22 protein-coding genes are annotated in these 26,560 nt (G+C 47.4%); 16 read left to right on the forward strand and 6 right to left on the reverse strand.

The genetic code is table 11. From position 1 onward, the window contains the following. Nucleotides 1-104 precede the first annotated feature (104 nt). From uvrA to PHG53_02380, 5 genes are read left to right on the forward strand one after another with little or no spacing between them, the layout of a single operon-like run. Nucleotides 105-2,969 carry an excinuclease ABC subunit UvrA gene (uvrA, locus tag PHG53_02360; protein MDD5380468.1) on the forward strand — a complete coding sequence of 955 codons (2,865 nt, stop codon included), beginning with the start codon at nt 105-107 and terminating at the stop codon, nt 2,967-2,969. A 22-nt stretch (nt 2,970-2,991) separates the two neighbouring features. Next, entirely contained in the window at nt 2,992-4,086 is a 1,095-nt protein-coding gene (gene mtnA / locus PHG53_02365) for an S-methyl-5-thioribose-1-phosphate isomerase (GenBank protein ID MDD5380469.1), read from the forward strand. After that, complete coding sequence (locus PHG53_02370) at nt 4,059-5,831, forward strand: hypothetical protein (GenBank protein ID MDD5380470.1); 1,773 nt, start codon at nt 4,059-4,061, stop codon at nt 5,829-5,831. Before mtnA ends, PHG53_02370 begins: the two co-directional genes overlap by 28 nt. After that, nucleotides 5,828-7,597, forward strand: a complete 1,770-nt coding sequence (locus PHG53_02375) for a hypothetical protein (protein MDD5380471.1) — start codon at nt 5,828-5,830, stop codon at nt 7,595-7,597. Before PHG53_02370 ends, PHG53_02375 begins: the two co-directional genes overlap by 4 nt. Then, nucleotides 7,594-9,369: a hypothetical protein gene (locus tag PHG53_02380; GenBank protein MDD5380472.1), complete on the forward strand. Its 1,776-nt coding sequence runs from the start codon at nt 7,594-7,596 to the stop codon at nt 9,367-9,369. The genes PHG53_02375 and PHG53_02380 overlap by 4 nt, the downstream gene beginning before the upstream one ends. On the opposite strand, the gene PHG53_02385 is transcribed toward PHG53_02380, so the two are convergent. The 4 genes from PHG53_02385 to PHG53_02400 all read right to left on the reverse strand — a co-directional run bounded on the left by PHG53_02385 (nt 9,366) and on the right by PHG53_02400 (nt 13,323). After that, entirely contained in the window at nt 9,366-9,641 is a 276-nt protein-coding gene (locus PHG53_02385) for a NifU family protein (GenBank protein ID MDD5380473.1), read from the reverse strand. The two genes, PHG53_02380 and PHG53_02385, sit on opposite strands and share 4 nt — an antisense overlap. A 550-nt stretch (nt 9,642-10,191) precedes the next feature. Next, a complete protein-coding gene (locus PHG53_02390; GenBank protein MDD5380474.1) occupies nt 10,192-11,613 on the reverse strand; it encodes a hypothetical protein in 1,422 nt (473 codons plus the stop codon). Between the two features lie 67 nt (nt 11,614-11,680). After that, nucleotides 11,681-12,682 carry a hypothetical protein gene (locus PHG53_02395; GenBank protein ID MDD5380475.1) on the reverse strand — a complete coding sequence of 334 codons (1,002 nt, stop codon included), beginning with the start codon at nt 12,680-12,682 and terminating at the stop codon, nt 11,681-11,683. 92 nt (nt 12,683-12,774) lie between these two features. Next, nucleotides 12,775-13,323, reverse strand: a complete 549-nt coding sequence (locus tag PHG53_02400; protein ID MDD5380476.1) for a hypothetical protein — start codon at nt 13,321-13,323, stop codon at nt 12,775-12,777. 514 nt (nt 13,324-13,837) lie between these two features. On the opposite strand from PHG53_02400, the gene ilvB reads away from it, so the two are divergent. Genes ilvB through PHG53_02420 form a run of 4 tightly spaced genes read left to right on the forward strand, consistent with a single transcriptional unit; the run spans nt 13,838 to nt 17,851 of the window. Then, a complete protein-coding gene (gene ilvB, locus PHG53_02405; GenBank protein ID MDD5380477.1) occupies nt 13,838-15,568 on the forward strand; it encodes a biosynthetic-type acetolactate synthase large subunit in 1,731 nt (576 codons plus the stop codon). Between the two features lie 44 nt (nt 15,569-15,612). Beyond that, nucleotides 15,613-16,107 (forward strand): acetolactate synthase small subunit, encoded by a 495-nt coding sequence (ilvN, locus tag PHG53_02410; protein MDD5380478.1) that lies wholly within the window; start codon nt 15,613-15,615, stop codon nt 16,105-16,107. 51 nt (nt 16,108-16,158) lie between these two features. Next, on the forward strand, nt 16,159-16,860 hold the full coding sequence (locus PHG53_02415; protein MDD5380479.1) for a phosphatidylserine decarboxylase: 702 nt from the start codon (nt 16,159-16,161) through the stop codon (nt 16,858-16,860). Nucleotides 16,861-16,873: 13 nt separating this feature from the next. Beyond that, the gene (locus PHG53_02420) at nt 16,874-17,851 is read left to right on the forward strand and encodes a CDP-alcohol phosphatidyltransferase family protein (GenBank protein MDD5380480.1); all 978 of its coding nucleotides are present in this window, start codon (nt 16,874-16,876) and stop codon (nt 17,849-17,851) included. 26 nt (nt 17,852-17,877) lie between these two features. On the opposite strand, the gene PHG53_02425 is transcribed toward PHG53_02420, so the two are convergent. After that, entirely contained in the window at nt 17,878-18,798 is a 921-nt protein-coding gene (locus PHG53_02425) for a PilZ domain-containing protein (GenBank protein MDD5380481.1), read from the reverse strand. A gap of 296 nt (nt 18,799-19,094) precedes the next feature. Between PHG53_02425 and PHG53_02430 the strand changes: the two genes are divergently transcribed. From PHG53_02430 to PHG53_02460, 7 genes are all read left to right on the forward strand, one after another. After that, entirely contained in the window at nt 19,095-20,546 is a 1,452-nt protein-coding gene (locus PHG53_02430; GenBank protein ID MDD5380482.1) for a hypothetical protein, read from the forward strand. A gap of 12 nt (nt 20,547-20,558) precedes the next feature. Beyond that, on the forward strand, nt 20,559-21,554 hold the full coding sequence (locus PHG53_02435; protein MDD5380483.1) for an FAD-dependent oxidoreductase: 996 nt from the start codon (nt 20,559-20,561) through the stop codon (nt 21,552-21,554). Between the two features lie 3 nt (nt 21,555-21,557). Further along, nucleotides 21,558-22,256 carry a site-2 protease family protein gene (locus PHG53_02440; GenBank protein ID MDD5380484.1) on the forward strand — a complete coding sequence of 233 codons (699 nt, stop codon included), beginning with the start codon at nt 21,558-21,560 and terminating at the stop codon, nt 22,254-22,256. A 113-nt stretch (nt 22,257-22,369) separates the two neighbouring features. Beyond that, nucleotides 22,370-23,344 (forward strand): aldo/keto reductase, encoded by a 975-nt coding sequence (locus PHG53_02445; protein MDD5380485.1) that lies wholly within the window; start codon nt 22,370-22,372, stop codon nt 23,342-23,344. Beyond that, a complete protein-coding gene (purB, locus tag PHG53_02450) occupies nt 23,331-24,764 on the forward strand; it encodes an adenylosuccinate lyase (protein MDD5380486.1) in 1,434 nt (477 codons plus the stop codon). The genes PHG53_02445 and purB overlap by 14 nt, the downstream gene beginning before the upstream one ends. A 13-nt stretch (nt 24,765-24,777) precedes the next feature. Then, entirely contained in the window at nt 24,778-25,302 is a 525-nt protein-coding gene (gene pyrE, locus PHG53_02455) for an orotate phosphoribosyltransferase (GenBank protein ID MDD5380487.1), read from the forward strand. Between the two features lie 18 nt (nt 25,303-25,320). Continuing rightward, nucleotides 25,321-25,926 (forward strand): DUF2238 domain-containing protein, encoded by a 606-nt coding sequence (locus PHG53_02460; GenBank protein ID MDD5380488.1) that lies wholly within the window; start codon nt 25,321-25,323, stop codon nt 25,924-25,926. Here PHG53_02460 and PHG53_02465 read toward each other — a convergent pair. Beyond that, on the reverse strand, nt 25,916-26,551 hold the full coding sequence (locus PHG53_02465; protein ID MDD5380489.1) for a phosphopantothenoylcysteine decarboxylase: 636 nt from the start codon (nt 26,549-26,551) through the stop codon (nt 25,916-25,918). The two genes, PHG53_02460 and PHG53_02465, sit on opposite strands and share 11 nt — an antisense overlap. Between the last annotated feature and the right edge of the window lie 9 nt (nt 26,552-26,560).

Raw genomic sequence — 26,560 nt, forward strand, 5'->3', positions numbered from 1 at the left:
GCAACGAAAACATTTTACTTTCTTGAGGGGTTTTGTTACAATTATTAGTTTGTGTTATTGTGAATTTTTACAAGGCGGCTGCTTTTGACAGTAAAGAGATAATTATGGCAGGACGAGCGGAAAAAGTGATTAAGATTACGGGGGCGGCGGAGCACAACCTCAAGAACATCAACCTGAGTATCCCGCGGGACAAAATGGTGGTGATTACCGGCATTTCCGGCTCCGGCAAAAGCTCGCTGGCCTTCGATACTATTTACGCCGAGGGCAGGAGAAAGTACGTCGAATCGCTCAGCGCATACGCCCGCCAATTTCTTGAGCAGATGCAAAAGCCCGCTGTGGCTGATATTACGGGCCTGCCCCCTACTATTGCAATCGAGCAACGAAGCGCCAGCAGCAATCCTCGCTCGACGGTAGCCACTACAACCGAAATCTACGATTATTTCAGATTGCTTTTCGCCCGTGTCGGTCAGCCGCACTGCTGGGTCTGCGGCAAAGAGATTACAAGTCAGCATTCATCGCAGATAGTAGATTCGATACTCACCCGCCCGGAAGGCACGAAAATCCAGATTTGCGCCCCGCTGATTCGCGGCAAAAAAGGCGAGCATCGAGACATTTTGGCCGGCATACAACAGCAGGGCTTTGTGCGCGTGCGCGTTGACGGTGATATTTATGATTTGAAGAATGTCCCTGTTTTGGATAAAAACAAAAAGCACGATATCGCAGCAGTCGTCGACAGACTGATTATTAAGGATTCAGTCCGCATTCGACTGGCCGATTCAATTGAAACGGCGCTGAAGCTGGCTGATGGGATAGTGTTAGTGCTGATGCAGGCCCCTGATGCGGATTCGAAAAGCGGCGGAGGCAACAAATGGAAAGAGATTATCTACAGCGAAAAGTTTGCCTGCCCCAAACACCCGCAGGCATCTCTTGAGGAGCTGTCGCCGCGCCTGTTCAGCTTCAACAGCCCGTACGGCGCCTGCAAAAGCTGCGACGGCCTTGGGACAATTCTGGAATTCGACCCTGATTTAATCGTCCCCGACAAGAGTGTTTCGCTGGACCGAGGGGCGGTCGAGGCGTGGCGCAAGGGCGGCAAGCGAATGAACATTTACTATAACCGGCTTATTAAAAAATTCTGCAGGCATTCCGGCATCAGCAAATCGATTCCCTTCGAACAGATACCGAAAGAGATAAGAAGAATTCTGATGCACGGCACAACAGCGGCTGATACAAGAGATTACGGCTTTCGGTTCGAAGGCGTTATCCCGAATCTTACGCGGCGATGGAAAACAACCAGCAGCGAATACGTCAAGGCCAGGCTACACAGCTACTTCGGCGAACTGCCCTGCCAAAGCTGCAACGGGACACGGCTTCGGCCCGAGGCTGCCGCCGTAACACTAGGCGGCATAAACATACACCAATTGGCTTCATTGAGCATTGAGAAGGCACAGGAGTTTTTCAACAAACTCGTATTAAACGAGGAACAATCGCTGATTGCAGCCCAGATATTAAAAGAGATACATGCACGGCTGAAATTTATGGTCGATGTCGGGATTGGTTACCTGACGCTGGACAGAAAGAGCGGCACGCTTGCCGGCGGGGAATCGCAGCGGATTCGACTGGCCACACAGGTCGGCAGCGGCCTGGTCGGGGTCTGCTATGTGCTCGATGAGCCGACAATAGGTCTGCACAAGCGAGACAATAATCGGTTGTTAGGCATACTTAAGCGCCTAAGCAAGCTCGGCAATACGGTCCTGGTCGTTGAGCATGATGAGGATATTATCAAAAGCGCAGACCATATTATCGATATCGGCCCAGCGGCAGGTGCGCACGGCGGCGAACTTATCGTCCAGGGCAGTTACGAAACGGTTATCGGCTGTCACGAGTCGCTGACAGGTGACTATCTAAGCGGCAGGAAAAGAATAGCCCTGCCAATGAGGAGAAGGAGCTACAGCCTTGGAAGGTGCGTCGAGGTAAAAGGCGCCGCAGAGAACAATCTTAAAAATATCGATGTGAAATTTCCGCTGGGGGTATTCGTTTGTGTAACTGGCGTTTCCGGCTCCGGCAAGAGTACTCTGGTAAACCAGATTTTATTGCGGGCATTGAAGCACCGGCTCTACACATCCCGTGAAAAGCCGGGCAAACACAAGACCATTCTCGGAACCTCGCAAATAGACAAGGTCATAGAGATAGACCAGTCGCCGATTGGAAAGACGCCAAGGAGTAACCCGGCAACATATACCGGCGTGTTCGACCTGATAAGAAAACTGCTTTCGATGACACGAGAGGCGAAGATTCGCGGCTATAAGTCGGGCAGGTTCAGCTTCAACGTCAAAGGCGGACGATGTGAAGACTGCGGAGGACAAGGGACAAAGAAGATAGAGATGCATTTTCTGCCGGATGTTTATGTCACCTGCCAGGCGTGCCGAGGCAAGCGATATAATCCGGAGACGCTGCAGGTTACGTATAAAGGCAAGAACGTCGCCGATATACTCGATATGAGAATTGAAGAGGCGCTCGATTTCTTTGTTAATTTCCCAACGATTATGCGAGTACTGCGGACGCTCAACGATGTCGGGATGGGCTATATGCAATTAGGTCAGTCGTCAACGACACTTTCCGGCGGTGAGGCGCAGCGGGTAAAGCTTGCCGCTGAATTAGGCAAGGCCGCTACTGGGCGCACTTTGTATCTGCTTGATGAACCGACGACAGGGCTGCACTTTGCCGACATTCATAATCTGTTAAACGTGCTGGGCCGGCTGTGCGATATGGGCAATACCGTCGTGGTAATCGAGCATAATCTTGACGTTATCAAAATGGCGGACTATATAATAGACCTCGGCCCTGAGGGTGGAGATGCCGGCGGCGAAGTGGTCGCAACAGGCAAGCCCGAGGAGATCATCAAGAACGGTAAAAGTTATACGGCCAGATATTTAGAGGAAAAACTGAAAGCCGATAAGAAAAAGAGGTAAAAATTTTTCAGCGGGGTTTTTTATGATTGCAGCAACAGTTAAATGGATTGGCAGCGTTAACGGCTTTTTAGAGCTTATAGACCAGAGGAAACTGCCAGGCAAGCTTGTCAAACTGAAGTGCAGGGACATTAAACAACTCTACGAAGCAATTAAGACGCTTACTGTTCGCGGGGCACCGGCGATAGGAGTTGCGGGAGCTTATGGGCTGGTTCTGGCTGTGCGGAAGCTTAGTGGCCGATGCTCGATAGCTGAAGCGTTTGAACGTCTGAAAAAAGCCGCTGATTATCTTCGCCTCTCGCGTCCGACGGCGGTGAATTTATCCTGGGCGCTGGACAGGGTTATACTCACTGTTGAGAAATTCGCTGCTGAAAACCCCAAGACAACTTTACAATCGCTTCGGAAGATACTTCTGAAAGAAGCAAAGGCGATTCATCAGGAAGACGCAGAGATGTGCCGGAGTATCGGTAAAAACGGCCAAAAGTTTATCAAAAATGGTTCCGGTATTTTAACACATTGCAACGCTGGTGCCCTGGCGACAGCGGGACAGGGAACAGCCTTATCTGTAATGTTCGAGGCGCATAAAAAAGGAAAAAAGTTTAAAGTTTACGTCGACGAGACAAGACCGATACTGCAGGGCGCCCGATTGACGGCGTGGGAATTGAAACAGGCGAAAATTGACGCGGTGGTTATTTGCGACAATATGGCGGGATGGCTGATGAAGCAGGGCAAAATCAGCGCAGTGATTACAGGGGCCGACCGAATCGCAGCAAATGGAGACGCGGCAAATAAAATCGGCACTTACAGCCTGAGCATTCTGGCCAAAGAACACGGCATACCTTTTTATATAGCTGCACCATCAAGCACGTTTGACCTGAGCATCAAAAGCGGTAACCAGATACCTATCGAGCAAAGGTCGGCTGATGAAGTCAGGTTTTTGGGCAAGAAAAGAATCACGCCGGACGGAGTCGATATCTACAATCCTGCGTTTGACGTAACACCGGCAGAAAATATCACGGCAATTATCTCGGAAAAAGGTACAATACGGCAGCCAACTAAAAAGAAAATCAGACAAATGCTTGGACAAAAACCATGGCAGAGGAAAACCAGGAAAATATAAGTTCTTTTTCCGGATTACTGCGACAGGTTGATAATAAAGAGAAATATGCTGATATCTTCTTGTTCTTCCTGCTGCTGGCTTTCGGCATTTATCACGCCGTCATCTATTGGGGTCACCAGGTTGTGCCGCATTTTGACTTCGAGTGCTTTGCATCGCAGGGTCGGGAGATTTTATCCTTTAAATTGCCCACCGATTACAAACGGGTGCCTTTAGTTGGAATACTGCAGGTATTACTGGGGCATATTGCCGGCGGGGAATGCCCTGATTTTCACGGAGGATGGCTGCTCAACTCAATTCTTCATCCTTTGACTGCTGTTCTATTATGGCTGGCAGGACGAAAGGTTATCGGCAGAGCAGCTGTGTGGTTCGCAATCATAGCGATACTCAACCCCTGGGGGCTGCAGTTGCTGACCGAGGCCATTGCTGAGACTACACTGCTGTTTTTCATATGGGCCACTTTCTACCTTATATTCATAAGGTCAAAATGGGCTTATCTGCTCGCATCGCTTACAACGATGGTGCGATATGAAGGCGCTGCCCTTATACTCGGCGCTTTTGTTATGGATATGATTGACAGCAAAGATAAAAAACAACGCCTCACTGCCTTTGTTTATGCCGCTTTGGCATCTGTTCCCTTTGCTATGTGGATGCTCGGAACGATGCTAAACTGGCAGCTCGCAGGCCCTACCCACTATCTTAATATATTCAGAGATGCAAGTGCTTTGCACCCCGCAGAAGGCGGCAAAGAAATATTTGGTTTTGCCAGTCATGTCAAATTGTTGTGGGTGGTCGGGTTCTGCCATCTGTTTGTGCTGCCATCGTATGTAAACAACGTTTTCCTGCTGGGTGCAATCAAAATCCTCATTCTCGCCGGTTTTCTTTTTGGCTCTGTATATGGACTGTATAAGCGGCAATGGAAGGTTCTGGTCCTACTCCTGTTCTTTGTACCTTACTTTTGGATTCACGTCGAATACCCATACTTCGTTGACAGGTATTATGCAACCATCTTTGCGATAGTCATGCTTATTTGCATATACGGCTTGTGCAGCTCCTGGAAACTGATAAAAGGCAAACTGCCGGAACGGGTAATAATTACACTTCAGGTTATTGCATTGATAATAGCCTGCATCTGGGCCTCTACACTATTCGTCGATATACTGAAGATAAAAGCGATGAGCAAAGTCAGCACTTCTCTGCCGTATATTGCAATATCGATAACCCTTGCCGCACTTATTGCAGGACGTTTTACCCATAATAGAAAATTGCTTACAGATTTTGTCCTCCTGGCTTTTATGATACAAATGATAGTCTCAAATCAATTTGGTGTTTGTGCCGTAGTGAGAAACGGCAGGAGAGATATAGAATTTAAATACCTGCTCGACTGGTATAAAGATAACGCGAAAAAAGGCGAGAAACTCGTAACTACAGTTCCATCTATCCTGCAGATTATGGCGCCGCAATATAAGGACTGCTTTATTCATACGAACACCTTCGATGCAAATAATCCGGCCGAGTTTTCCACTGAATGCTACAAAAGAAATATCTCTTATGTAGCATGGGATTCGAGGGTAGGATTTACACCGACAGTCCCTTATTATAAATACTGGAAAGTGGCTAACATCTCGCCGCTGGCGGTCGGCAAAGATGTAGGGCCCTATCAGTTTATCACGCAGCTAAAAGCCAACAAGGAACGCTATGTAAATCTTTATCGCCTGAAACCTCTGCCAATGAAAGATACGAAATGATTTTTCATGAAAAAACCGAACAGTTGCAGCAAGTTGACAGCAGGGAAAAGCATGCTGACATTTTTCTGTTCTTCCTGCTGCTGGCTTTCGGCATTTATCACGCCGTCATCTATTGGGGTCACCAGGTTGTGCCGCATTTTGACTTCGAGTGCTTTGCATCGCAGGGTCGGGAGATTTTATCCTTTAAATTGCCCACCGATTACAAACGGGTGCCTTTAGTTGGAATACTGCAGGTATTACTGGGGCATATTGCCGGCGGGGAATGCCCTGATTTTCACGGAGGATGGCTGCTCAACTCAATTCTTCATCCTTTGACTGCTGTTCTATTATGGCTGGCAGGACGAAAGGTTATCGGCAGAGCAGCTGTGTGGTTCGCAATCATAGCGATACTCAACCCCTGGGGGCTGCAGTTGCTGACCGAGGCCATTGCTGAGACTACACTGCTGTTTTTCATATGGGCCACTTTCTACCTTATATTCATAAGGTCAAAATGGGCTTATCTGCTCGCATCGCTTACAACGATGGTGCGATATGAAGGCGCTGCCCTTATACTCGGCGCTTTTGTTGTGGATATGATTGACAGCAAAGATAAAAAACAACGCCTCACTGCCTTTGTTTATGCCGCTTTGGCATCCGTTCCTCTTGCCCTGTGGCTGGTCAGAACGGTGCTAAACATAGAGGCCATTGGCCCAACGCACTATCTTAATATATTCAGCAAGGGATACATATCTCAGTTTATCGAAGGGGGTGGAAAAAGAACTGGTTTTGTGAGAAACGCCAACATGTTGTGGAGCACTGGGTTTTCCTATCTGCTTACACCAGTAGCAAAAACAGAGAATAGTTTCACTGCGATCGTTTTTAATGCAAACAAAATTCTTGTTTTTGTCAGTTTCTTGTTTGGCTGCGTATATGGACTGTATAAGCGGCAGTGGAAGATTCTGGTTTTGCTGATATTCCTTTTGCCATACTTCTGGGTTCATGCCAAATACCCATATGTCCTACATAGATATTATGCGACCATTGCCGCGATTGTTATGCTGATATGCGTTTACGGATTATGCAGCTTCTGGAAGCTGATAAAAGACAAATTACCGGAACCGGTGTTAGTGATATCCAAAATTATAGCGATAATGGCAGCTTTAGTCTGGGCCTTTATACTATTCGGCGAGCTTTCTAAGGTAAGGATTTTAGAGATGAGCAGAGCCAGCGCTTCTCTACTTTATATCGCAATATTAGTAGCCTGTCTTGTGCTTATTGCAGAACGTTTTGCCCGTAAGAGAAAATGGTTTACGGATTTCATCATCCTGGCATTGATGACACTGATGATAGCCTCAAATCAGTGGGGTATTGTAATCGCAATGGAAAATGGCGAAAGAGACATAGAATTTAAATACCTCCTCGACTGGTATAAAACTAATGCGAAAAAAGGCGAGAAACTCGTAACTACAGCCCCTTCTATTCTGCAGATTATGGCTCCGCAGTATAAGGATTGCTTTATTCATACGAATACCTTTGATGCAAATAACCCAACTGACTTTGCTGCTGAATGCTACAAAAGAAATATTACTTATGTAGCGTGGGATTGGAGAATGGGACATGCAACAAGAGCCCCTTATTACAAATACTGGAAGATGGTGAACATCGCGCCGCTTGCGGTCGGTAAAGACATCGGGCCTTATCAATTTATCACGCAGCTAAAAGCTGACCGGGAACGGTATATAAATCTTTATCGCCTGAAACCTCTGCCAATGAAAGATACGAAATGATTTTTCAGGAAAAAACCGAACAGTTGCAGCAAGTTGACAGCAGGGAAAAGCATGCTGACATTTTTCTGTTCTTCCTGCTGCTGGCGTTTGGTATTTACCAGTCCGTTACCTACTGGGGTCACCAGGTTGTGCCGCATTTTGACTTCGAGTGCTTTGCGGAACAGGGCCGGCAGCTGCTATCCTTTAAATTACCCGCCGATTACAAACGGGTGCCTTTAGTTGGAATACTGCAGGTATTACTGGGGCATATTGCCGGCGGGGAATGCCCTGATTTTCACGGAGGATGGCTGCTCAACTCGATAGTTCATCCCTTAACAGCCGTGCTATTATGGCTGGCAGGACGAAAGGTTATCGGCAGAACGGCGGTGTGGTTCGCAATCATAGCGATACTCAACCCCTGGGGGCTGAATCTGCTGACTGAGGCCATCGCTGAGACTACACTGCTGTTTTTTATATGGGCCACTTTCTACCTTATATTCATAAGGTCAAAATGGGCATATCTGCTCGCATCGCTTACAACGATGGTGCGATACGAAGGCGCAGCTCTTATACTCGGCGCTTTTGTTATGGATATGATTGACAGCAAAGATAGGAAACAACGCCTCACTGCCTTTGTTTATGCCGCTTTCGCGTCTGTTCCACTTGCTATGTGGATGCTCGGAACGGTACTAAACATACAGACCCTTGGTTCAACGCACTATCTTAATATATTCGGCGAGGAGTACACCTCTCAGTTTGTCGAAGGAGTAGAAAAAAGAACCGGTTTTGTGAGAAACGCAGACATATTGTGGGAGGTTGGGTTCTATCATCTGTTTCTGCTGGTTCCGAACACAAAGGGCACCTTCGCTGAGGTCGTTCCAAATGTAAGCAAAATTCTTGTTCTTGCCAGCTTCCTGTTCGGCTGCGTACATGGACTGTATAAACGGCAGTGGAAGATACTGGTTTTGCTGATATTTCTTGTGCCATATTTTGCGGTTCATGCTAAATACCCATATCCCATCGCCAGATTCCACGCAACCATTGCCGCGATTGTTATGCTGATATGCATTTACGGATTATGCAGTTTCTGGAAACTGATAAAAGACAAATTGCCGGAACGGGTGATAGTTACCTCTAAAATTATAATGTTAATAGCAGCTCTTATCTTGGCCATTATACTATTCGGCGAACTGTCGAAGATAGCAAAGCTGAACAGGGTCAGCATCTCCCTGCTTTATATCGCGATATTGGCAGCTTTTATAGCGATTATCGCTGAACATTTTGCCTGTAAGAGAAAATGGCTTACGGCTTTTGTCATACTGGCGTTAATGATACTGATGATAACCTCAAATCAGTTCGGCATTGCCGGTACGGTGGGAAACGTCAAAAGAGATATAGAATTTAAATACCTGCTCGACTGGTATAAAGCTAACGCAAAAAAAGGCGAGAAACTCGTAACCACGGTCCCTTCTATCCTGGCGATTATGGCACCGCAATATAAGGATTGCTTTATTCATACGAATAGTTTCGATGCAAATAACCCGACCGATTTTGCCATCGAATGCTACAAAAGAAATATCACCTATGTAGCATGGGATTCAAAAGAGGGCCTTTCGCCTGCAGACCCTTATTACAAATACTGGAAGGTGGCAAACATCGCGCCGCTGGTCGCGGGAAAGGATGTTGGGCCATATCAATTTATTGCGCAAATAGCGGTAGTAAATCAGAAACGGTATATAAATATTTATCGCCTTCGCCCCCTGCCGACGGGAAGGGAAGTAACCGGTAATTAATCTTCTACGGCGATAACTTCGTTGACTTCGGGGACTTTTTCTTTGAGGATTTTTTCGATACCCGCCCTCATTGTCATCGCAGCACCCGGGCAGCCGCAGCAGGCACCTATAAGGCGCAAGCTGACGTTATTTTTATCGTCTATTTCCACCAGTTCGACATCGCCGCGATGGCCCTTCAAGGCAGGCCTGATAATGGAGTCAAGCACGTCTTTGACCTTTTGCTCGAAGGTTTGTTCGGTGTTGGATTGGCCGCAGCCGCATTTATCACACATAAAAATCTCCTATTTTTGTTCATTGTTCATAGTTCGTGGTTCATCGACGATGAGCATAATTATTATAACAGCGACTTTGGCCTTAAGCCAGCTACTTTTTGTACGTTCCGAAATTGGCTTTGTTTGGGTTCGTTTGGGTTCGTTTTGACCAGGTGTCCAATTTGCATTTCTTGTCGTAATCCATTGTATTTATTGGGTTTATAAACATTTGACTTTTTGGAAAATTGGGTTCGTTTTGCATAATTTATTCATTTTGATTGAAATTTCCACTCAGCGCAGACAATCATCGCTTCCGCCATCGCTGAAACTATGGCGGACAATACATACCTCCCTCCAAAATTGGACGAACTTGCGCGTTTGATGCGAAAAATATGCCTGTTTGAGAAGTGTGGTTTCAGCTAAGTCGTTATAGATAAAGGGGTAAAAAAATTTTTAGAAAAATGGATTTTTGCTATTAGCTACCCGCGCTTTTGATTGATTCTTTCTCTCAGCCCACTCCGGAAACGTAGCAATTTAGAGGTGGCCTCGGACGATATATCCCTAGTGTAAATCATTTCCTGCTAGCTGGGAGTTTGTATAGAGCATCTATAACAATGATTTCTGGAAGATTTTTGTTTTTATCAACTACAGAGTTTCGCAACTTAATAAGTTTATTAATTTGGCTTTCTGATCTCGTTACTCTTATCACGACATAAAACCCCCTCATTACATTCTCACTCTTTTGATAAGCTGGTAATTGTTTTTGGAAACCATGAATTAGTCTTGTATTAGATGATAGCTTTATTTCTACCAAAACTCTGAAGCGACGACCATAGCTTAATTTGAAATCTACAGGGCCACTTCCTGCATTTGGTTCTCTACTCAAATCAAGATTGTTAGCCTCGCAATAAGTATCAGCAGTTGCGTAGAACAGCCTTTGGCTGAATCTTTCGTGTCTCGGTTTCAATCTAAATCCTTCTTTTGTGTAAAGAAGCTCATTTAAACCGTTTACCTCAATATTTCTTTTAAATTGATTTATAAGTTCTCTAACAACTTTTTCTAAGTCTTCGACATATGCCTTTCTTGGGATCTGGAGATGAAAAGGATTATTAAGTGCAAACCTCTCCCCTATACTATACCAGCTCACTTCTCCTGCAGGGTCTTTTTCAAAATCATAAGCTCTCGTTGTACTTTTTTTGTAAGCCTCAACTAGAGTTTTGATATTAGTTTTATCTGTTAATATAAGATTGCGAAGATCTCTCTTCTTAATTTTATTCTTCCAGACCCTCCCAATTAACCTATTTAATTTTTCCCTCAACGCACTATTAGTAGCCACAACATGATCTATACCTTCCCATGTTAATGCAACGGGTAGATCACGGAGTAATCCCTCAGGCAAAAGTAACAGCGGTTTGTTCGCGTAGGGGTGTTTGGGTACGATATAAGTTTTATCTAGCAGTTCCAAATTGGTGACATCGGTTATGCCAAGTTTCTTTGTAATTCTCTGAGTATATTTACAAACATCTTTTTTAATGATAGCTATAGCCATATCACTTAAACGATCTGCCCCGAAATCTTCTTCAAAAAGCCCTATCAATTCAAATATTTCTGGATCACGGATTCCCATATTAATAATTTCCGTTGCCGTGTTAATAAGGCGTCTTGCTAATCCCGGACCTATAGCATTGCCATCACCACCATGAACACCATATCCAATAAAAACTCCTTTCGTCTCTTTAAACTTTAGTCTTTTGAACGCCTCTTTCCATGCTCGATCATTCCTTTCTCTGTGGGCTAAGAGTAAACGAATAATATCCTCATAATATTTTTTAATTTTCTTTCGTGAATTTTTAAATTCTTTGATTCTGCTGTTTTTAAGAAGATGAGGATCAAGAAAAAGACGGGTATCAACCCCAATAACCGGATTGAAAACACCAAGTTTCTTAAGTTTCTTACTGTCTATGTCAAAATATGAGCTGAAAAGCGTTGCCATTTTTCATTTCCCTCGCCAATTCTTATTTTATTCACCACATGGGCAATTGGTTCCTCACACTACTATGCTAAGAACGCTTAGCTTTCTTCACCAATTTTTTAGTTTTCTTCTTAATAAGCTTCTTCTTGATGGGGACGGGCTTCCTTTCTGCAAGATATCTTCTTACATTGTGCGACATGAACATCGGTAATTCGTGCAACAGCATCCGACTTTCTTTTGAGAACATACCCAATTCTTCAGCCATAGGCCCATGCATAAAGATATCTGTGAGGTGTTGAAACACTCGCAATGATTCCTCTATTTCTTCTCTCGTACCACTCTTCACTACCCGATATAATTCCATTGCAACCTCGGATAACAAAGGGATTTCTTCACGAAGGAGACCGGCAAGCAGCAAAATTGCTATCGGCTGTCGAGATTCACGCGTCACCATGTGCGTAATGTCCTCGATCATCATTGGATGAATTCTCCGAAACTTCCGCTTATGAACAGGTTCACCCCTTTCGAGAAATCTCTGTTCGATGCGTGATGGCAGGTCGGTTAATGCAGCCATGATATCAGCGAGCGAACGCTGTTCAGGATCATCACTTTTTCGCAATAGCTGAAGGTCAAGTGATACGGATATTGGTGTCTCTATTTGGCTTGCATCCTCCTCTAATGTTTTAATCTGACTTTTTATCTCATTTTTTGCTTGGCCCACACTATCAAGGTCACGATGATCTATATAGATTGTGCGCGTCCCTGCTATATCAAAGGGAATGCGTTCGCCCTTTTGAATTATCTGGATAAATGGCTTACGAATTGCATGGCGGATTGCAAGTTCATAAAAGACGTTTGGATTTCGCCCTGTTAGGTCAGCTATTACAAGAGGATCCTCTACTACATGTTGTATGACTTGACTTGTTATCACTCCTGGCTTCTCGATCTTGTCTGCTCTCACAGCTTTATAACCACATTCATCCAATGGAGGTGATATCACATGTTTCAATATCTGATCTGAGCGTTTTCTTGTTTCAGATTCATCATCTCCTATTGGAGCTATAACAAAACAGGTTTTTTTCTTTGCCATCGTTTGCTCCTTGATTTTACCCGTAGTTCCCGCCAATTAAATTCGTATGTCGTATCTCGTGTTGATTCCGCTCCCGGATGCATGTAGTATATCTATTTAAGCTTTTGCTTCATAGGCTTCCAGTTGTCTAAGAAGGAGGTTAGATTTCTATCTGCACATTTAAATCTATTGTTTGCAATCAATATTTTTTCTGCTTTGTTAAGCCCTCTGGTTTCCCAGCATTTATTATTACAGCCAACCCACATATAAGTCTGAAACAGCTTTTTGTTTCCATGTATCCTCTTTAAGGTCTTGAGCAAAGTAAGTGGCGAAAGAACTACACATTCAATTGTTTTTTCAACAAAACTCTGCATCACAAAAACCCATAAGTCAGCTTTTGATTTCTTGATTCTATCCCTATTGAGAGTCCACCACCCCCAAGCCCTTAATTTATTTTGATATTCAGGTTCCGTATGGGTTATTACATAGTCCTTTGAATACTTGACTTGCAAAGAAACAGCTTTATTGTTCTTGGAGTTGGTTACAAGAAGGTCAATGCCGGTATCCTTTGAAGGAACCCATACATTATAATTTTTGAAGTTTTCTTCAATATATGAGCCTATTAAGTATTCGCCAGCATGAATAGTAAACATTTGCTGCATAATTTACAATTCCCGCCAAATAAATTCTAACGACTAACCCTGCGATGCTTCCTCTCCAAAGGTGCAGAACAGATTGTACGCCCGAATCGACCAGTTTACAACGGCAAAAATTAAAGCGTTCCTCGCGCCTGCAACCCACGGCAATAAACCCTGCCATCAAGATGGCAGGGCTAACCGATAGGGCGGAATTTACCGCTCCATCATTGTCGCGGCTCTGTAACCCACGCAAAAATCGCTATTGGCGTGCCGGCAAAATGCCGAAAAATGGTTGACAGGCAGAGATTATATTTGTATAATCCTGCTGTATTTGTGTGAAAACCACGCAAATACGAGCCTGAAACGCCCCGCGTAGCGGGGTGATTACGGAATTACAGCAGGGCTTAAAACTTCGGGATTATCGGTCGTTTTCTGGTGAAAACGTCTGGTTTCCCGTGGCAGCCCAATAAAGCTGTGATGGCCCTATTTTGCAGGGCAGGCCGGAATAACAATAAAGTTTATCAGGAAAGGTGTAAAAATGAGCCCCAAGTCTCGTTCTGCGGCGGTTTCCGCCGACAAATCAACATCCAAAGCAGGCGCCCAGATAATCGTCGATACGCTTATCGATTTAGGCGTCGATACGATGTTCGGCTACTGCGGCGGGGTGGTATTGCCCTTATTCGACAGGTTATATGATGCTCCGATTCGAGTTATTGTTCCGCGCCACGAGCAAGGCGGCTGTCACATGGCCGATGGTTACGCCCGCGCCAGCGGGAAGGTCGGCGTAGTTATTGCGACCAGCGGGCCGGGCGCGTGTAATCTTGTTACAGGCCTTGCCACGGCACTGATGGATTCTGTCCCTTTGGTCGCCCTTACGGGACAGGTTCGCACAGAGCTTATCGGCAACGACGCGTTTCAGGAGGCCGACACGACCGGCATCACGCGATCTGTTACAAAATACAACAGTATTGTTAAGGACATTAAAGACCTGTCCCGTGTCATTCATGAGGCATTTTATATTGCTTCTACGTCCCGGCCCGGGCCGGTGCTCGTCGATATACCGGTTGATATTCAGGTCGCCAGATACGAGGCGGACGGGCCGGTCAAGATGGACCTGCCCGGCTATAAAGTTCAGACCAAGGGACATACGAGGCAGATATCAGCGACAGCGGCGGCGATAAACAAGTCGGAAAAGCCGGTGCTTTACGTCGGCGGCGGAGTTGTAACAGCCAACGCAAGCGAGGAATTAAGGGCGCTGGCACAGAAGGCGCATCTGCCGGTAACGATGACGCTCATGGGATTGGGCGCCTTTGACCAGAACAGCCCTGAGTCGCTGGATATGCTGGGGATGCACGGCTCGGCTTACGCTAATTACGCCGTTCAAGAATGCGATCTGCTGATCGCCATAGGCGCCCGTTTCGACGACAGGGTTACCGGAAAAGTCAAAACCTTTGCCCCGAACGCGAAGATAATCCATATCGATATCGACCCGACGAGCATTTCGAAGAATGTCATTGTGGACATTCCCGTCGTAGGCGATGCGAAATATATACTGACCGAGCTTCTCAAGGAAGTCGAGTTCCGCGAGAGGGCTGCGTGGTTTAAAAGAATAGCCGAGTGGAAGAAAAAGCTTCCCTTTACCTACGACAAGAAAGTATCAACGATTAAGCCGCAGTATGTTATCGAGGAGCTTTGCCGTCAGACTAAAGGCGAAGCGATTGTAACCACCGGCGTCGGACAAAATCAGATGTGGGCGGCCCAATTTTTCAAATTCAGCAGGCCTCGCCAATTCATAAGCTCCGGCGGTCTGGGGACAATGGGTTATGGTCTGCCTGCGGCAATAGGCGCCCAGATAGCGAGGCCGGACGCGACCGTTATCGATATCGACGGCGACCACAGTTTTAATATGACGATGACGGAATTGGCGACGGCGGTCGAGCACAAGCTGCCCATTAAGGTTTGCATACTGAATAACGGGTATATGGGTATGCCGCGTCAGTGGCAGGAGCTTTTCTACGGCAAGAGGTATTCGTGCAGCTGCCTGCAGAATCCCAATTACGCAGACGTTGCGAAAGCACTCGGTGCAGCCGGAGAGACTGTCGAGAAAAAGGCGGACGTTCCGAAGGCCATCGAGAAGCTGCTCGCGGAAAAGCGGCCCTGCGTTTTTGACTTTAGAATCGAGCGAGAGGAAAATGTTTGGCCGATGGTTGCGGCCGGTAAAAGCCTGAACGAGATGGACGGGCTTGATATACTGGAAAGTATGGCTTAAACGATTGATGATTGATTATTGAAGATGATGCGTGAGGCGCAAGTATGAAACACATAATAAGTGCACTGGTTGAAAATAAGCCCGGCGTTTTGGCGCACGTTGCGGGTATGTTCGCCGCACGGGCGTTCAATATCGATTCACTTGTCGTCGGCCGAACCGAGGACCCGAAGCTGAGCCGAATGACGATTGTTGTTGTCGGCGACGACAGGGTCGTAGAGCAGGTCAGAAAACAACTGGCCAAGATTGTTCCTGTTGTTAAGGTCCAGGATTTTGCCGGTCAGCCGATGGTGGCCCGCGACCTGATGCTTATAACAATCTCTGCGCCGGCGGACAAACGACCGGAAATTTTATCTTTGATAGAAATGTTCAAGGGCAGGGTGGTTGACATCAGCACCAAGCAGTTAATGGTGGAGGTCAGCGGCCCTGAGAGCAAGATTGAGGCCTTCATTGATGCGTGCAAACCATACGGCATCAAAAATGTGGCAAGAACCGGAACAATCGCGATGCCGCGGCAGGGACAGGCGGAAGTGAAATCTTAGCGCCGGCTTTTTTATTGATTGCCCTCAGACCGGTGATTATGATGTTTGCGTATGAGAGTTCCGTTGACTAAATACGGCTGGCCGGAGGTGGTCATTTACCCGGCGATAATACTTGGGGGGATGATTCTTGTCTCCAGTCTCCCTTGCCTTACTCCTCGTTTGAGTATCTGGGCTGTCATCTCTATAGAAGTCGTTCTGGTCGCCCTGCTGGTGTGGGTTTTATCGTTCTTCCGGGACCCTTACAGGGTTTGTCCGAAAGAAACGAGCCTGCTGCTTTCACCGGCTGACGGCAGAGTAACCGATGTCGAGATTGTCGAAGAAAATGACTTCATCTGCGGGCGCGCCGTCAAAATCGGAATATTTTTGAGTATTTTTAATGTGCACATTAATCGCTCGCCTTGCAATGCAAAAGTTGCGAGAATCCGCCATAAAAAAGGGCGATATAAAAACGCCGCCAGAGCGGAATCAGGGCAGGTTAATGAGTCCAACAGCCTTTATATAATCAGGACCAACAGCCCTGAAGACAAGCTGATTGTGCGGCAAATCAGCGGCGCAATAGCCCGTCGAATCGTATGTGCCGCAAAAGAGGGGCAAGAATTAAGTGGCGGTGAGAAATTCGGGATGATAAAATTCGGCTCCAGAACGGAACTGTATGTGCCCGCCCGTGGAAATATAAAGTGTCTGGTTGAACCAGGCGATAAAGTCAAGGCCGGGCTGACGCCGCTTATAAGGTATGAAGGGGCCCCGTCTTAGGGGAAACCAATTTATGACCCGATTAAAAACTCAGGCTGCCAAAGAAAGTTTGCTTCGGCGGGTGCGCAGACAGAGACTGAAATACATCACCGTCCTGCCGTCGCTGGTAACAATTCTAAACGGCGTATGCGGCTTTGCGGCCATTGTTTTTGCCAGCAAGGGTGTTTCCGCCGGCATTAACCATTTTTCCTATCACAGGATTACGCTGCCGTATTTTGCCATGTCTGGTTATATGATACTGCTGGCGATGATCGCCGATGTTCTGGACGGGCGTCTGGCCCGAATGAGCAAGAACACATCCAGCTTCGGCGGCCAGCTCGACAGCCTCTGTGACATAATCAGCTTCGGGGTGGCACCGGCATTTTTGATGCTAAAAGTTCTCGAATATAAATTGGGAAGTTTTGCCGTGTACAATCCGGGCTTTGTGAATTTTCTGCAGCGTTTCATCTGGCTGGTGGCAGCGTCATATATAAGCTGCGCAACCATTCGACTGGCCAGGTTCAATGTGGAGAACGAGGAGGACGAATCCGCCCACATGAGTTTCATAGGCCTGCCGACCCCTGCTGCTGCCGGGGTGGTAGTGAGTATAGTACTATTCCATCAGGAAACACTACTGGAGCTTTCAGCCGGAAACAGCATGGCTTATGCTATCTGTGAAGACGCTATTCTTTACGCCCTGCCGCTGCTGGTTCTTGGGGTGGCGGCGCTGATGGTCAGCAGGATTCGATATCCGCATATCCTGAACCAATATATAAAGGGCAAAAAACCTTTCGCACATTTTATCAGAGCGCTGTTGTTTCTCGGTTTGATTATCTGGAGCAGGCAGGCGGCCCTGGTATTGATTTTCTGCAGTTTTGCAGCAAGCGGTTTTCTGAAATGGTTTTATTGCAGAGTAATCCGCAGGAAAAGTTATTCGGCCTTGTCGGCCGAACCGCCCGCTATGATGGCTGCCAGCCGAGGCCCAAAGTCTGCGGGGGACGGTAGTGATTAGCCGGCATTAGCAGCGGGTACAAACTTCTAACGAGGTGAACCTACTATCTGGAAATCCCGCCCCTCAGGGGTACCTTGGTTTATCTGATAATAATACTCCGCAACACTGCAGAGCCGCCGCAAAACCTGCCGGCCTTCAGGGCTTGCTTCCAGGCCGACAATCCTCAGGCCAAGACATATACTATTCCCGCCTGCCGTCGGCAGGATGCTCCTAATCTGGGCATTGAACATCAACGGCATTTCATAGGGCATAGGCGTAAATCGCAGCCCGATAAACTGCCCTCTTTTGAAGTCTGGTTTTTGCCCGGCGTCAACTAAAATCTGCAGGCCGCCGGCAGAGATGTCCATAAGCTTACCCTGCCAATACATCCGGCAAGAATCTGAGGTCTGGGTTGCCCCCTTGTCTTCTGTTGAAGACACAAGAGAGGACTGCGTTTCGGCCATCGCTCCGTCGCCATAACTTGGGAGCGTCGGCGACTCCTCCGTATAGCGGCAATGCCACAGCATCACTTTCACCTTCAAAGAACTGGGCACACCAACACGGAAATAACTTCTTCTCTGTATCAGCTCAATTCGCTCCGGCAGCACAAGCGCTATCGTCGGCCCGCTTGCCGGTTCTGTTGAGGGCCGGACAGCCACCACAGTTGTCTCGAAAATGAACTTGCCGTATCCATACTTCAGCGATATACCGACCGGCTGATGAACCTGGATGTTTATCGAAGGCGGTTTCTGGGTCGGCATTAGGCGAGACTTCCGCAAAATGGAACCTATTTTCCTTGGCGAGACCTGGACATCCAGATTGTTTTCTCCAAGGCTGGTCAGCAACACCTTCGCAACATGCCATTTATCTTTGGACAGGTATGACAGAACGGCAGGAGTTTTTTTCTCGATTACTGTCCGCAAAATTTCCCTCGGTTCAGCTCTACTTAGGATTGCTAGTTCGTTCATATAGGCCCCCCTATTGAAACGTTTTAAGAATCTGGTTTCGTCGTTAAACAAGGGCTTTTTTAGAATTCCAACAACCATATTGGACGTAAGCTCCCTTTTTGAATTATATATATAAATCGGCAATAAACCGCTTTGGTTTTAGACAAAATGCAGCATCTTTCCACCGGCTGGGATAAATTTGCCTATATTGGCAGTTGTCCGTGGACAGTAGGTCGTTGCAAAATGCTTCTTAGTCGTATATGCTTGCTCTATCTATGAACGGAACTTATGAAACAAGAAGACATTTGGTGCAAAAAATGGTGTTTTTTGGCCTTTTTATTGCGGTTCTGCTGATAGCCTACTTTATAGTCATCTGGCGGTCTGCCATTGTGCTCTCGGAACCGATAGAATTAAATTGTGCCAGTTTATCGGTCTGTATCCCGGCAGGGAACGGCTGGCGAAGCGAAAAACAATGGAAATATCAGCAAAATACCTTCGCTTTGGATAGTTTTTTCAACCCCAGCCCCGGCAGCATAACCGCCATAGTCTCCTGCCGATACACCCTGGCAGCTATGGAGACTACTCCGGAGGCGCTGTTTGAGGAAAAGGTTTCTGCGATTAGCGGGTCAAAAATCGTAAAAACAGGCCGAATCGAAACGGGCAACCCGACGGGTTCCTCCGCTGCAAAAGACCAGCAAAACAGGAGCTTGCCCATTATTGAATGGGCGCATATAGAAGGGTCAAAAGCGTCATTCGATATGTTTTTCGGCACCGTGCAGCTGCCAAACAACCGCCGGCTTGATATCGAAGTGTATCAAGATATGGGTGACATAGGCTTGGCCGAGGATATTTTCAAATCCGTCACTGAGAGTTTAAAACTCACGGATAACCAGCTGCTCGAAGCAGGCAGCAAAATTATCGCAGAAATTAAAAGTAAGGGACTCGACAGTTTTTCGGCTTATGCCGGTAAAAAACAGAAGGACCAGGAAAACTTCTTTCTTGTTAAGGACGCCGGAGGTCGCGCCGTCGGATTTATAATGGAGGCGATGGGCCCTAACAAACAAAAACAGTTCGCAGCGTGGAGTTATTACTACATTCGCGGGCGGTACGAATATAAGCAGATAACATTTTTTCAAAGCGGAAACAATCTTGATGAGTTCGCCTGGAAAAGCGAGACCAGCGGTCCGGGCGGAAGAAGAGGCGCCGAAGTAGTCCTGGATAAAGACGGGATTATGACCGTTAGTGAATTCGGCCTGCGGGCCGAAGAGAGCAATTACCAAATCGGCCCTGCGGCGATACCGGATGTCCTGGATAAGTTTCTCTTCAGCCAAATGCTCGACAGTGACCAGAAAGAAATCTCTGTGGATATAATTGAGGCCGATGGTAAAATTACACCGGTGCTTATTTCCAGAATAGAAGCGGGACCTTCCGCTGCTTCGCCTGCAGCATCGGCTCGCGCCAATAAAGGCGGAGGCGGGAAAAATCGAAGCAGCGGAGTTGATGCTGCCCTGGAAGAAGCCGCCTATGTATTCAGGATGGACCTCTTGGACGGCCGGGGCTTTTACCAGCAAGTGTATCTTGACGACCAGAGGCAAATTTCGAGAATATTATTGCAGCAGGAAAGCACCTATACTTTTGAACGCACCGATGCTGAAAATATACTGAGCGAATTCCCTGAACAGGGCCATATTTTACAAAAGAAGGACAAAATACTGGAGCAGAGCCAGCTGCAGGAAAACGGCGAACAGCAGCCGGCTGCCAGTTATTGAAAGGTATTTTCTATGTCGGAGCGTTATGATTGCATCATAATAGGAGCGGGCCCGGCAGGCCTGAGCGCGGCGCTTTATGCCGCCCGCGACAGATTGAAAACGTTAGTGCTCGAAAAGCTTGTCCCCGGCGGGCAAATCAACACCACCGACAGGATAGAAAACTATCCCGGCATCGAACGCATAGACGGCCCGGGTTTGATTGAACAAATGCAGAAGCAGGCCGTGACCTTCGGAGCGGAAATAAAAACCAGCAGCGAAGTTACCTCTTTGAAAAAATTGAATGACGGCAATATCGAGATTAGCTGCGACAGAGATAAGTTCATAACAAGGGCCGTCATTCTGACGCCCGGCAGCGATTATCGCAGGCTCGGCGTTCCAGGCGAAGAGGAATTCCGCAACGCCGGTGCAGGCGTCAGCTATTGCGGGACATGTGATGCCCCGTTCTTTAAAGAAAAGCAGGTTGTTTCCATCGGAGGGGGCAATACCGCGCTTGAAGAAACGCTGCACCTGACCAAATTCGCCGCCAAGGTAACGCTGATACACCGCAGGAACGAGTTCAGGGCGACCAAAGTTTTGCAGGAAGAAATCCAGGCCAAAGCGAACGAGCCGAATTCCAATTTGATTATAAAATACAGCACCGTCGCAACCGCTATCGAGGGCAAAGGAAAAGTCCAGTCAATCAGGCTCAAAAATACAAAAGCCGGCGAAGAAGAAAATTATAGCTGTGACGGCGTATTCATATTTGTGGGTATGGTGCCGAACACAAGCTTTCTTAAAGGCTTTGTGGAGCTGACCGGGAACGGGTTTATTAAGTGTGACTGCGCCTATCTCCGCACAAACGTGCCCGGCGTATTCGCTGCCGGCGACTGCAGAGTCGGAGCGGCTATGCAGTTAGCTACAGCGGTCGGCGACGGAGTCCTTACGGCAATGATGCTGAAACAATATTTCAGAGACCCTAAATGGTGGAACGAAACCGTCAGCGATGTGCTTCAGCCGGGCGGATGGTAAGCGATGGATTATATTGCTCTGGGAATGATTTGGTATGTAGTTTTCATAATTTCCGTGACTTTTCACGAGGCGTGTCACGGGTTTGCCGCCATAAAGCTGGGCGACCCCACAGCTTATCATCACGGTTTGGTCACCACAGACCCTGTACCGCATATTAAAAGAAGCCCTTTCGGCATGATAATCGTTCCGATACTCTCATTTTTGCTTTCCGGCTGGATGATAGGCTGGGCCAGCACGCCGGTCGACCCATACTGGGTGCGGAACAACAGGCGGAAGGCGGCCCTGATGTCCCTGGCCGGTCCGGCCGCGAATTTGATTCTTGTTTTTATGGCGGCAGCGATAATCCACGGCGGTATCTATCTTGGCTTTTTTCACGCCCCCGAATCAATTACTTTCACGCATGTTACCGAAGCGGAGACCGCAGGGTGGGCAAACTCCGCGGCGATAGTAGTAAGCATTCTCTTTTCGCTAAACCTGATTTTGCTGGTTTTCAACCTGATTCCATTACCGCCCCTTGACGGAAGTAATGTGCTTTTGTTTTTTCTAAGCAACGAGGCCGCGGAACGCTATGAAAGCCTTCTGCATCATCCGACGTACGGAGTGATTGGGCTGATCATTGCCTGGCAGGTTTTTGGCTCTGTCTTTGTCCCGATACATACACTGGCTCTAAATATACTCTATCCAGGAGCATGGTATCATTAGGCTGGTGCGTGCAATCTTTTAAATCGCCGGCGGAAAACATAAAAGTGTTGATAAAAGCTCGAAACCGCAATATGCTATTTTGATAAAAGTGGGAGCTTTTCGTAAGTCTGGTTATGCAAAAACGGCAATTGGGATATACCGATTTGAAACTGACGACCGTCGGGTTAGGCACCTGGGCGATGGGCGGCCCATGGCAGTTCGGATGGGGACCGCAGGACGACGGCGAAGCAATTGCCGCAATCCTGGCTGCTATGGAGAAGGGAATTAACTGGATAGATACCGCACCTGCCTACGGCTGCGGCCATTCCGAGGAGCTTGTCGGAAAAGCCCTCAAGCAAATTAAAACTAAACCTCTGGTCGCAACAAAGTGCGGCCTGCTCTGGAACGAAAAAAGAGAAAAAGTCGGCTGTCTGAAAGCAAAAAGTATTCGCCGGGAATGCGAGGACAGCCTGAAACGCCTCGGTATCGATGTGATTGACTTGTACCAGATGCACTGGCCCGACCCGGATGAAGACGTCGAGCGGGCGTGGGAAGAAATGGCCCGATTGGTCAAAGAGGGAAAGGTGCGATACATAGGCGTATCGAATTTTAACGTCGGGCAAATCAAACGTGTCCAGAAAATTGCCCCCGTTGCCTCGCTTCAGCCGCCATACAGCATGCTCCATCGTGAAGCCGAAGATGAGCTGCTCGAGTTTTGCGCAGCGAACAATATCGGTGTTGTCGCATACAGTCCGATGCAAAGAGGGCTGCTCACTGGCAAATTCAGCAAGGAGCATCTTTCGTGTTTGCCTTTGGATGACCATCGAAGAAGAATGCCTGATTTCCAGGAGCCGCGGTTTTCCGCAACTCTGCAGCTTGTCGACCAGCTTCGGCCAATCGCAAATCGAAACGGCAGGACGCTGGCTCAACTGGCAATCAGCTGGGTCCTTCGCCGAAACGAAATTACTGCTGCCATCGTCGGCGCACGAAGGCCTTCACAAATCAAGGAAACCGCCCCTGCTGCCGACTGGAAGCTGGCCGCGGAAGATATAGAACAAATTGAACAACTGTTAAAAGAACGACAGGAAAAAATAAATGGCAAACGATAAAACTATATATGCAAGTCCGCTTGTCGAAAGAAACGCTTCGAAGGAAATGGCCGAGCTTTTTGGTGCGCAAAAAAAGTTCAGCACGTGGCGCCGAGTCTGGCTGGCCCTCGCAAAGGCACAAAGGAAACTCGGCCTGAAAATCAGCCAGGCGCAAATAAGCGAGATGGCCAGACATCTTGATGATGTTAATTTTAACAAGGCCGCCGCTTACGAAAAGAAATTCCGGCACGACGTGATGGCGCACATCCACACCTTTGCCGATGCTGCGCCGAAGGCGGCGCCGATAATTCACCTCGGCGCAACAAGCTGTGACATCACCGACAACACTGACTTGATTATCATCCGCGACGCCCTGCAAATCACAGCAGGCAAACTCGCGGCCGTTATAAATTTACTTGCGCTCTTTGCAAAAAAACACCGCTCGCTGCCGACACTGGGCTTTACGCACTATCAGCCGGCACAGTTGACTACCGTCGGCAAAAGAGCAACATTATGGAGCTATGAATTCGCACTCGACCTCAATGAAGTCGAGCGCCGACTCGATACGCTGCCGTTTAGAGGCATCAAAGGCACTACGGGGACACAGGCGTCATTCCTCGCTTTATTTGACGGCAGCCATAAAAAAGTCGAGCGGTTGGACAAAATGGTCGCCGCCACCTTTGGGTTCAAAAACATCTGCGCCGTAACAGGCCAGACATACCAGCGAAAATTTGATACGCTCGTCGTAAATACCCTTGCGTCGATAGCGCAGTCGGCCCACAAACTATGCAACGACCTTCGGCTGCTCGCGAACTTAAAAGAGGTCGAAGAGCCGTTCGAAAAATCACAGGTCGGCTCAAGCGCGATGGCGTATAAGAGAAACCCGATGCGGTGCGAGAGGGTAACGGCTCTTAGCAGACTGGTGTTGAGCCTGGCCTCCAGTCCACACATGACTGCCTCTGAGCAGTGGCTTGAGCGAACGCTCGATGACTCGGCTAACAGAAGAGTTGTTGTTCCAGAGGCGTTTTTGGCCGTCGATGGTATTCTGGAAATCCTTATTAATGTTCTCGATGGACTCGTCGTTTATCCGAAGGTGATAGCGGCACATGTCGAGGCGGAACTGCCCTTTATGGCTACCGAAAATATCCTGATGGCCGCAGTAAAAGCAGGCGGCAACAGACAGAAGCTTCACGAAAGAATCAGAGTTCATTCTCAGGCCGCCGCCGAGCAGGTCAAAAAGCTCGGCAAGCCGAACGATTTAATAGAGCGGCTTAAAAGTGATTCCGCTTTTGCGAAAGTGGATTTCAAAAAGGTCTTGAATCCGAAGGATTACATCGGCAGGACGCCGCAGCAGGTCGATGAATTCATAAGAGTTGTCGCGGCGCCGATAAGAAGAAAATACCGCAGTGCTCTTGGCAGAAAAGTTGCATTGAAAGTATAAAGGATTTTTCATCGTGACCAGAGAAGAGTTAATCAAGCGTATTAAGGAAGCGGCGTATCTGGAAGGCGACTTCACCCTTCGCAGCGGAAAGAAAAGCAAATACTATCTCGATAAATACCTTTTCGAGACCTGCCCTGATATTCTAAAAGCCCTCAGTGAAGAATTCGCAAAATATGTAACCAGCGATGTTACCTTGATAGCCGGCGCTGAATTAGGCGGCGTGGCTTTGGCGGCGGCAACAGCGATGCAAACAAACAAAAACTGGATAATAGTCCGCAACAGCAAAAAGGGCTACGGCACAGGAAAATTGATTGAAGGCGTTTTGAAAAAAGGCGATGTAGTTCTGCTCGTTGAGGACATCGCCACCACCGGCGGGCAGGTCCTTGAAGCAGCCAAAGTCATCACCGAAGCAGGCGCAGCGGTCAAAAAAATCGTCGCTTGTATAGACCGCAAACAGGGAGCGGGCGAAAACATAACAAACGCAGGTTATAAATTCGAAAGCATCCTCACCAAAACCGACCTCGGAATAAAAGATTGAGTTTTACCGCAGCAAAATATGAAAATCAGAAGAGGCCAGCTGCCGATACTAATTGTTAATCTTTGTGCTATTTTATCTTTTGGCATATATTTTATCAGGAATTTCAACTATGAATTTGTCATTTATGTCGGGGTGATAGCGATCTTTCTCGTAATTTTTGTACTTATCAACGATAAAGTTTATTTTCCAAATTATGTGTTGTGGTTGCTGACTCTTTGGGCACTGATGCATATGGCCGGCGGCTCAGTTCATATAAACGGGACACTTTTATATAAGCTTATGCTGGTGCCTCTTTCGAAGACTATTCCGATATTTTGTTACGACCAGCTCGTTCATATTATAGGTTTTGGCACAGCAACGGTTGCGATGTATTATCTCTTAAGGCCGCTGTTGAGGCCTGATATAAACGGCTGGTGGTCATTATCGATAATTTTAATTTTAGCCGGCCTTGGCGCCGGCGCTTTTAACGAGACTGTAGAGTTTCTCATAACCCTTTGTGTTCGGGAAACGAAAGTCGGGGGATATATGAACACGTCTTTGGATCTGGTTTCGAATTTTATCGGTTCTATAGCCGCTCTTTTGTTTATAAGACTGAAGGACGCGGCATATCCTGTTAGCCGGTAGCTGTCGGCTTGTGGATATTTTCGATTATACGGATTACTCGCTCTGCAACTGCCAGCTTGGATTGTCTCTTTATTTTCAGCCAACTTCCATTCAGAACTTTTATGTCAACATCAGTTCCATCAGCGCCGATAGCAGATAGGCTGTTGGCGATTATCATATCAAGATTCTTTTCTTTCAACTTCTTCTCGGCGCCGGTTCGGGCAGCTTTGTCCTCCAGAGCAAAGCCGGCAACGATTTGGCCTTTTCTTTTGTGCTTTCCAGCCCACTTTAGGATATCGATTGTCGGTTTTAATTTTATTATCAGCTTTTTGCCTGATTTCTTAATTTTTGTTTTTGATTTCTTAATCGGCGTGTAGTCTGCAACCGCAGCAGCCATAATCAGACAATCGCATTTCGCGAAGGACTTTCTCACGGCTGCAAACATCTCGGCGGCGCTGTCAACGCCGACAAAATCTACTCCCACTGGCGGCTGCAAATCCGAAGCGCTGACAAGCGTAACGTTATGACCCGCTTTAGCTGCCGCCAGCGCAAGGGCATAACCCATTTTGCCGCTGCTTGCATTGGAAATGAAACGAACGGGGTCGATATATTCGCGAGTTCCGCCTGCTGTTATTAGAAAGTGCATTTTGCCGAA

It is taken from the genome of Phycisphaerae bacterium (genome assembly GCA_028714855.1).
Taxonomy (GTDB): Bacteria; Planctomycetota; Phycisphaerae; order Sedimentisphaerales; family Anaerobacaceae; genus CAIYOL01.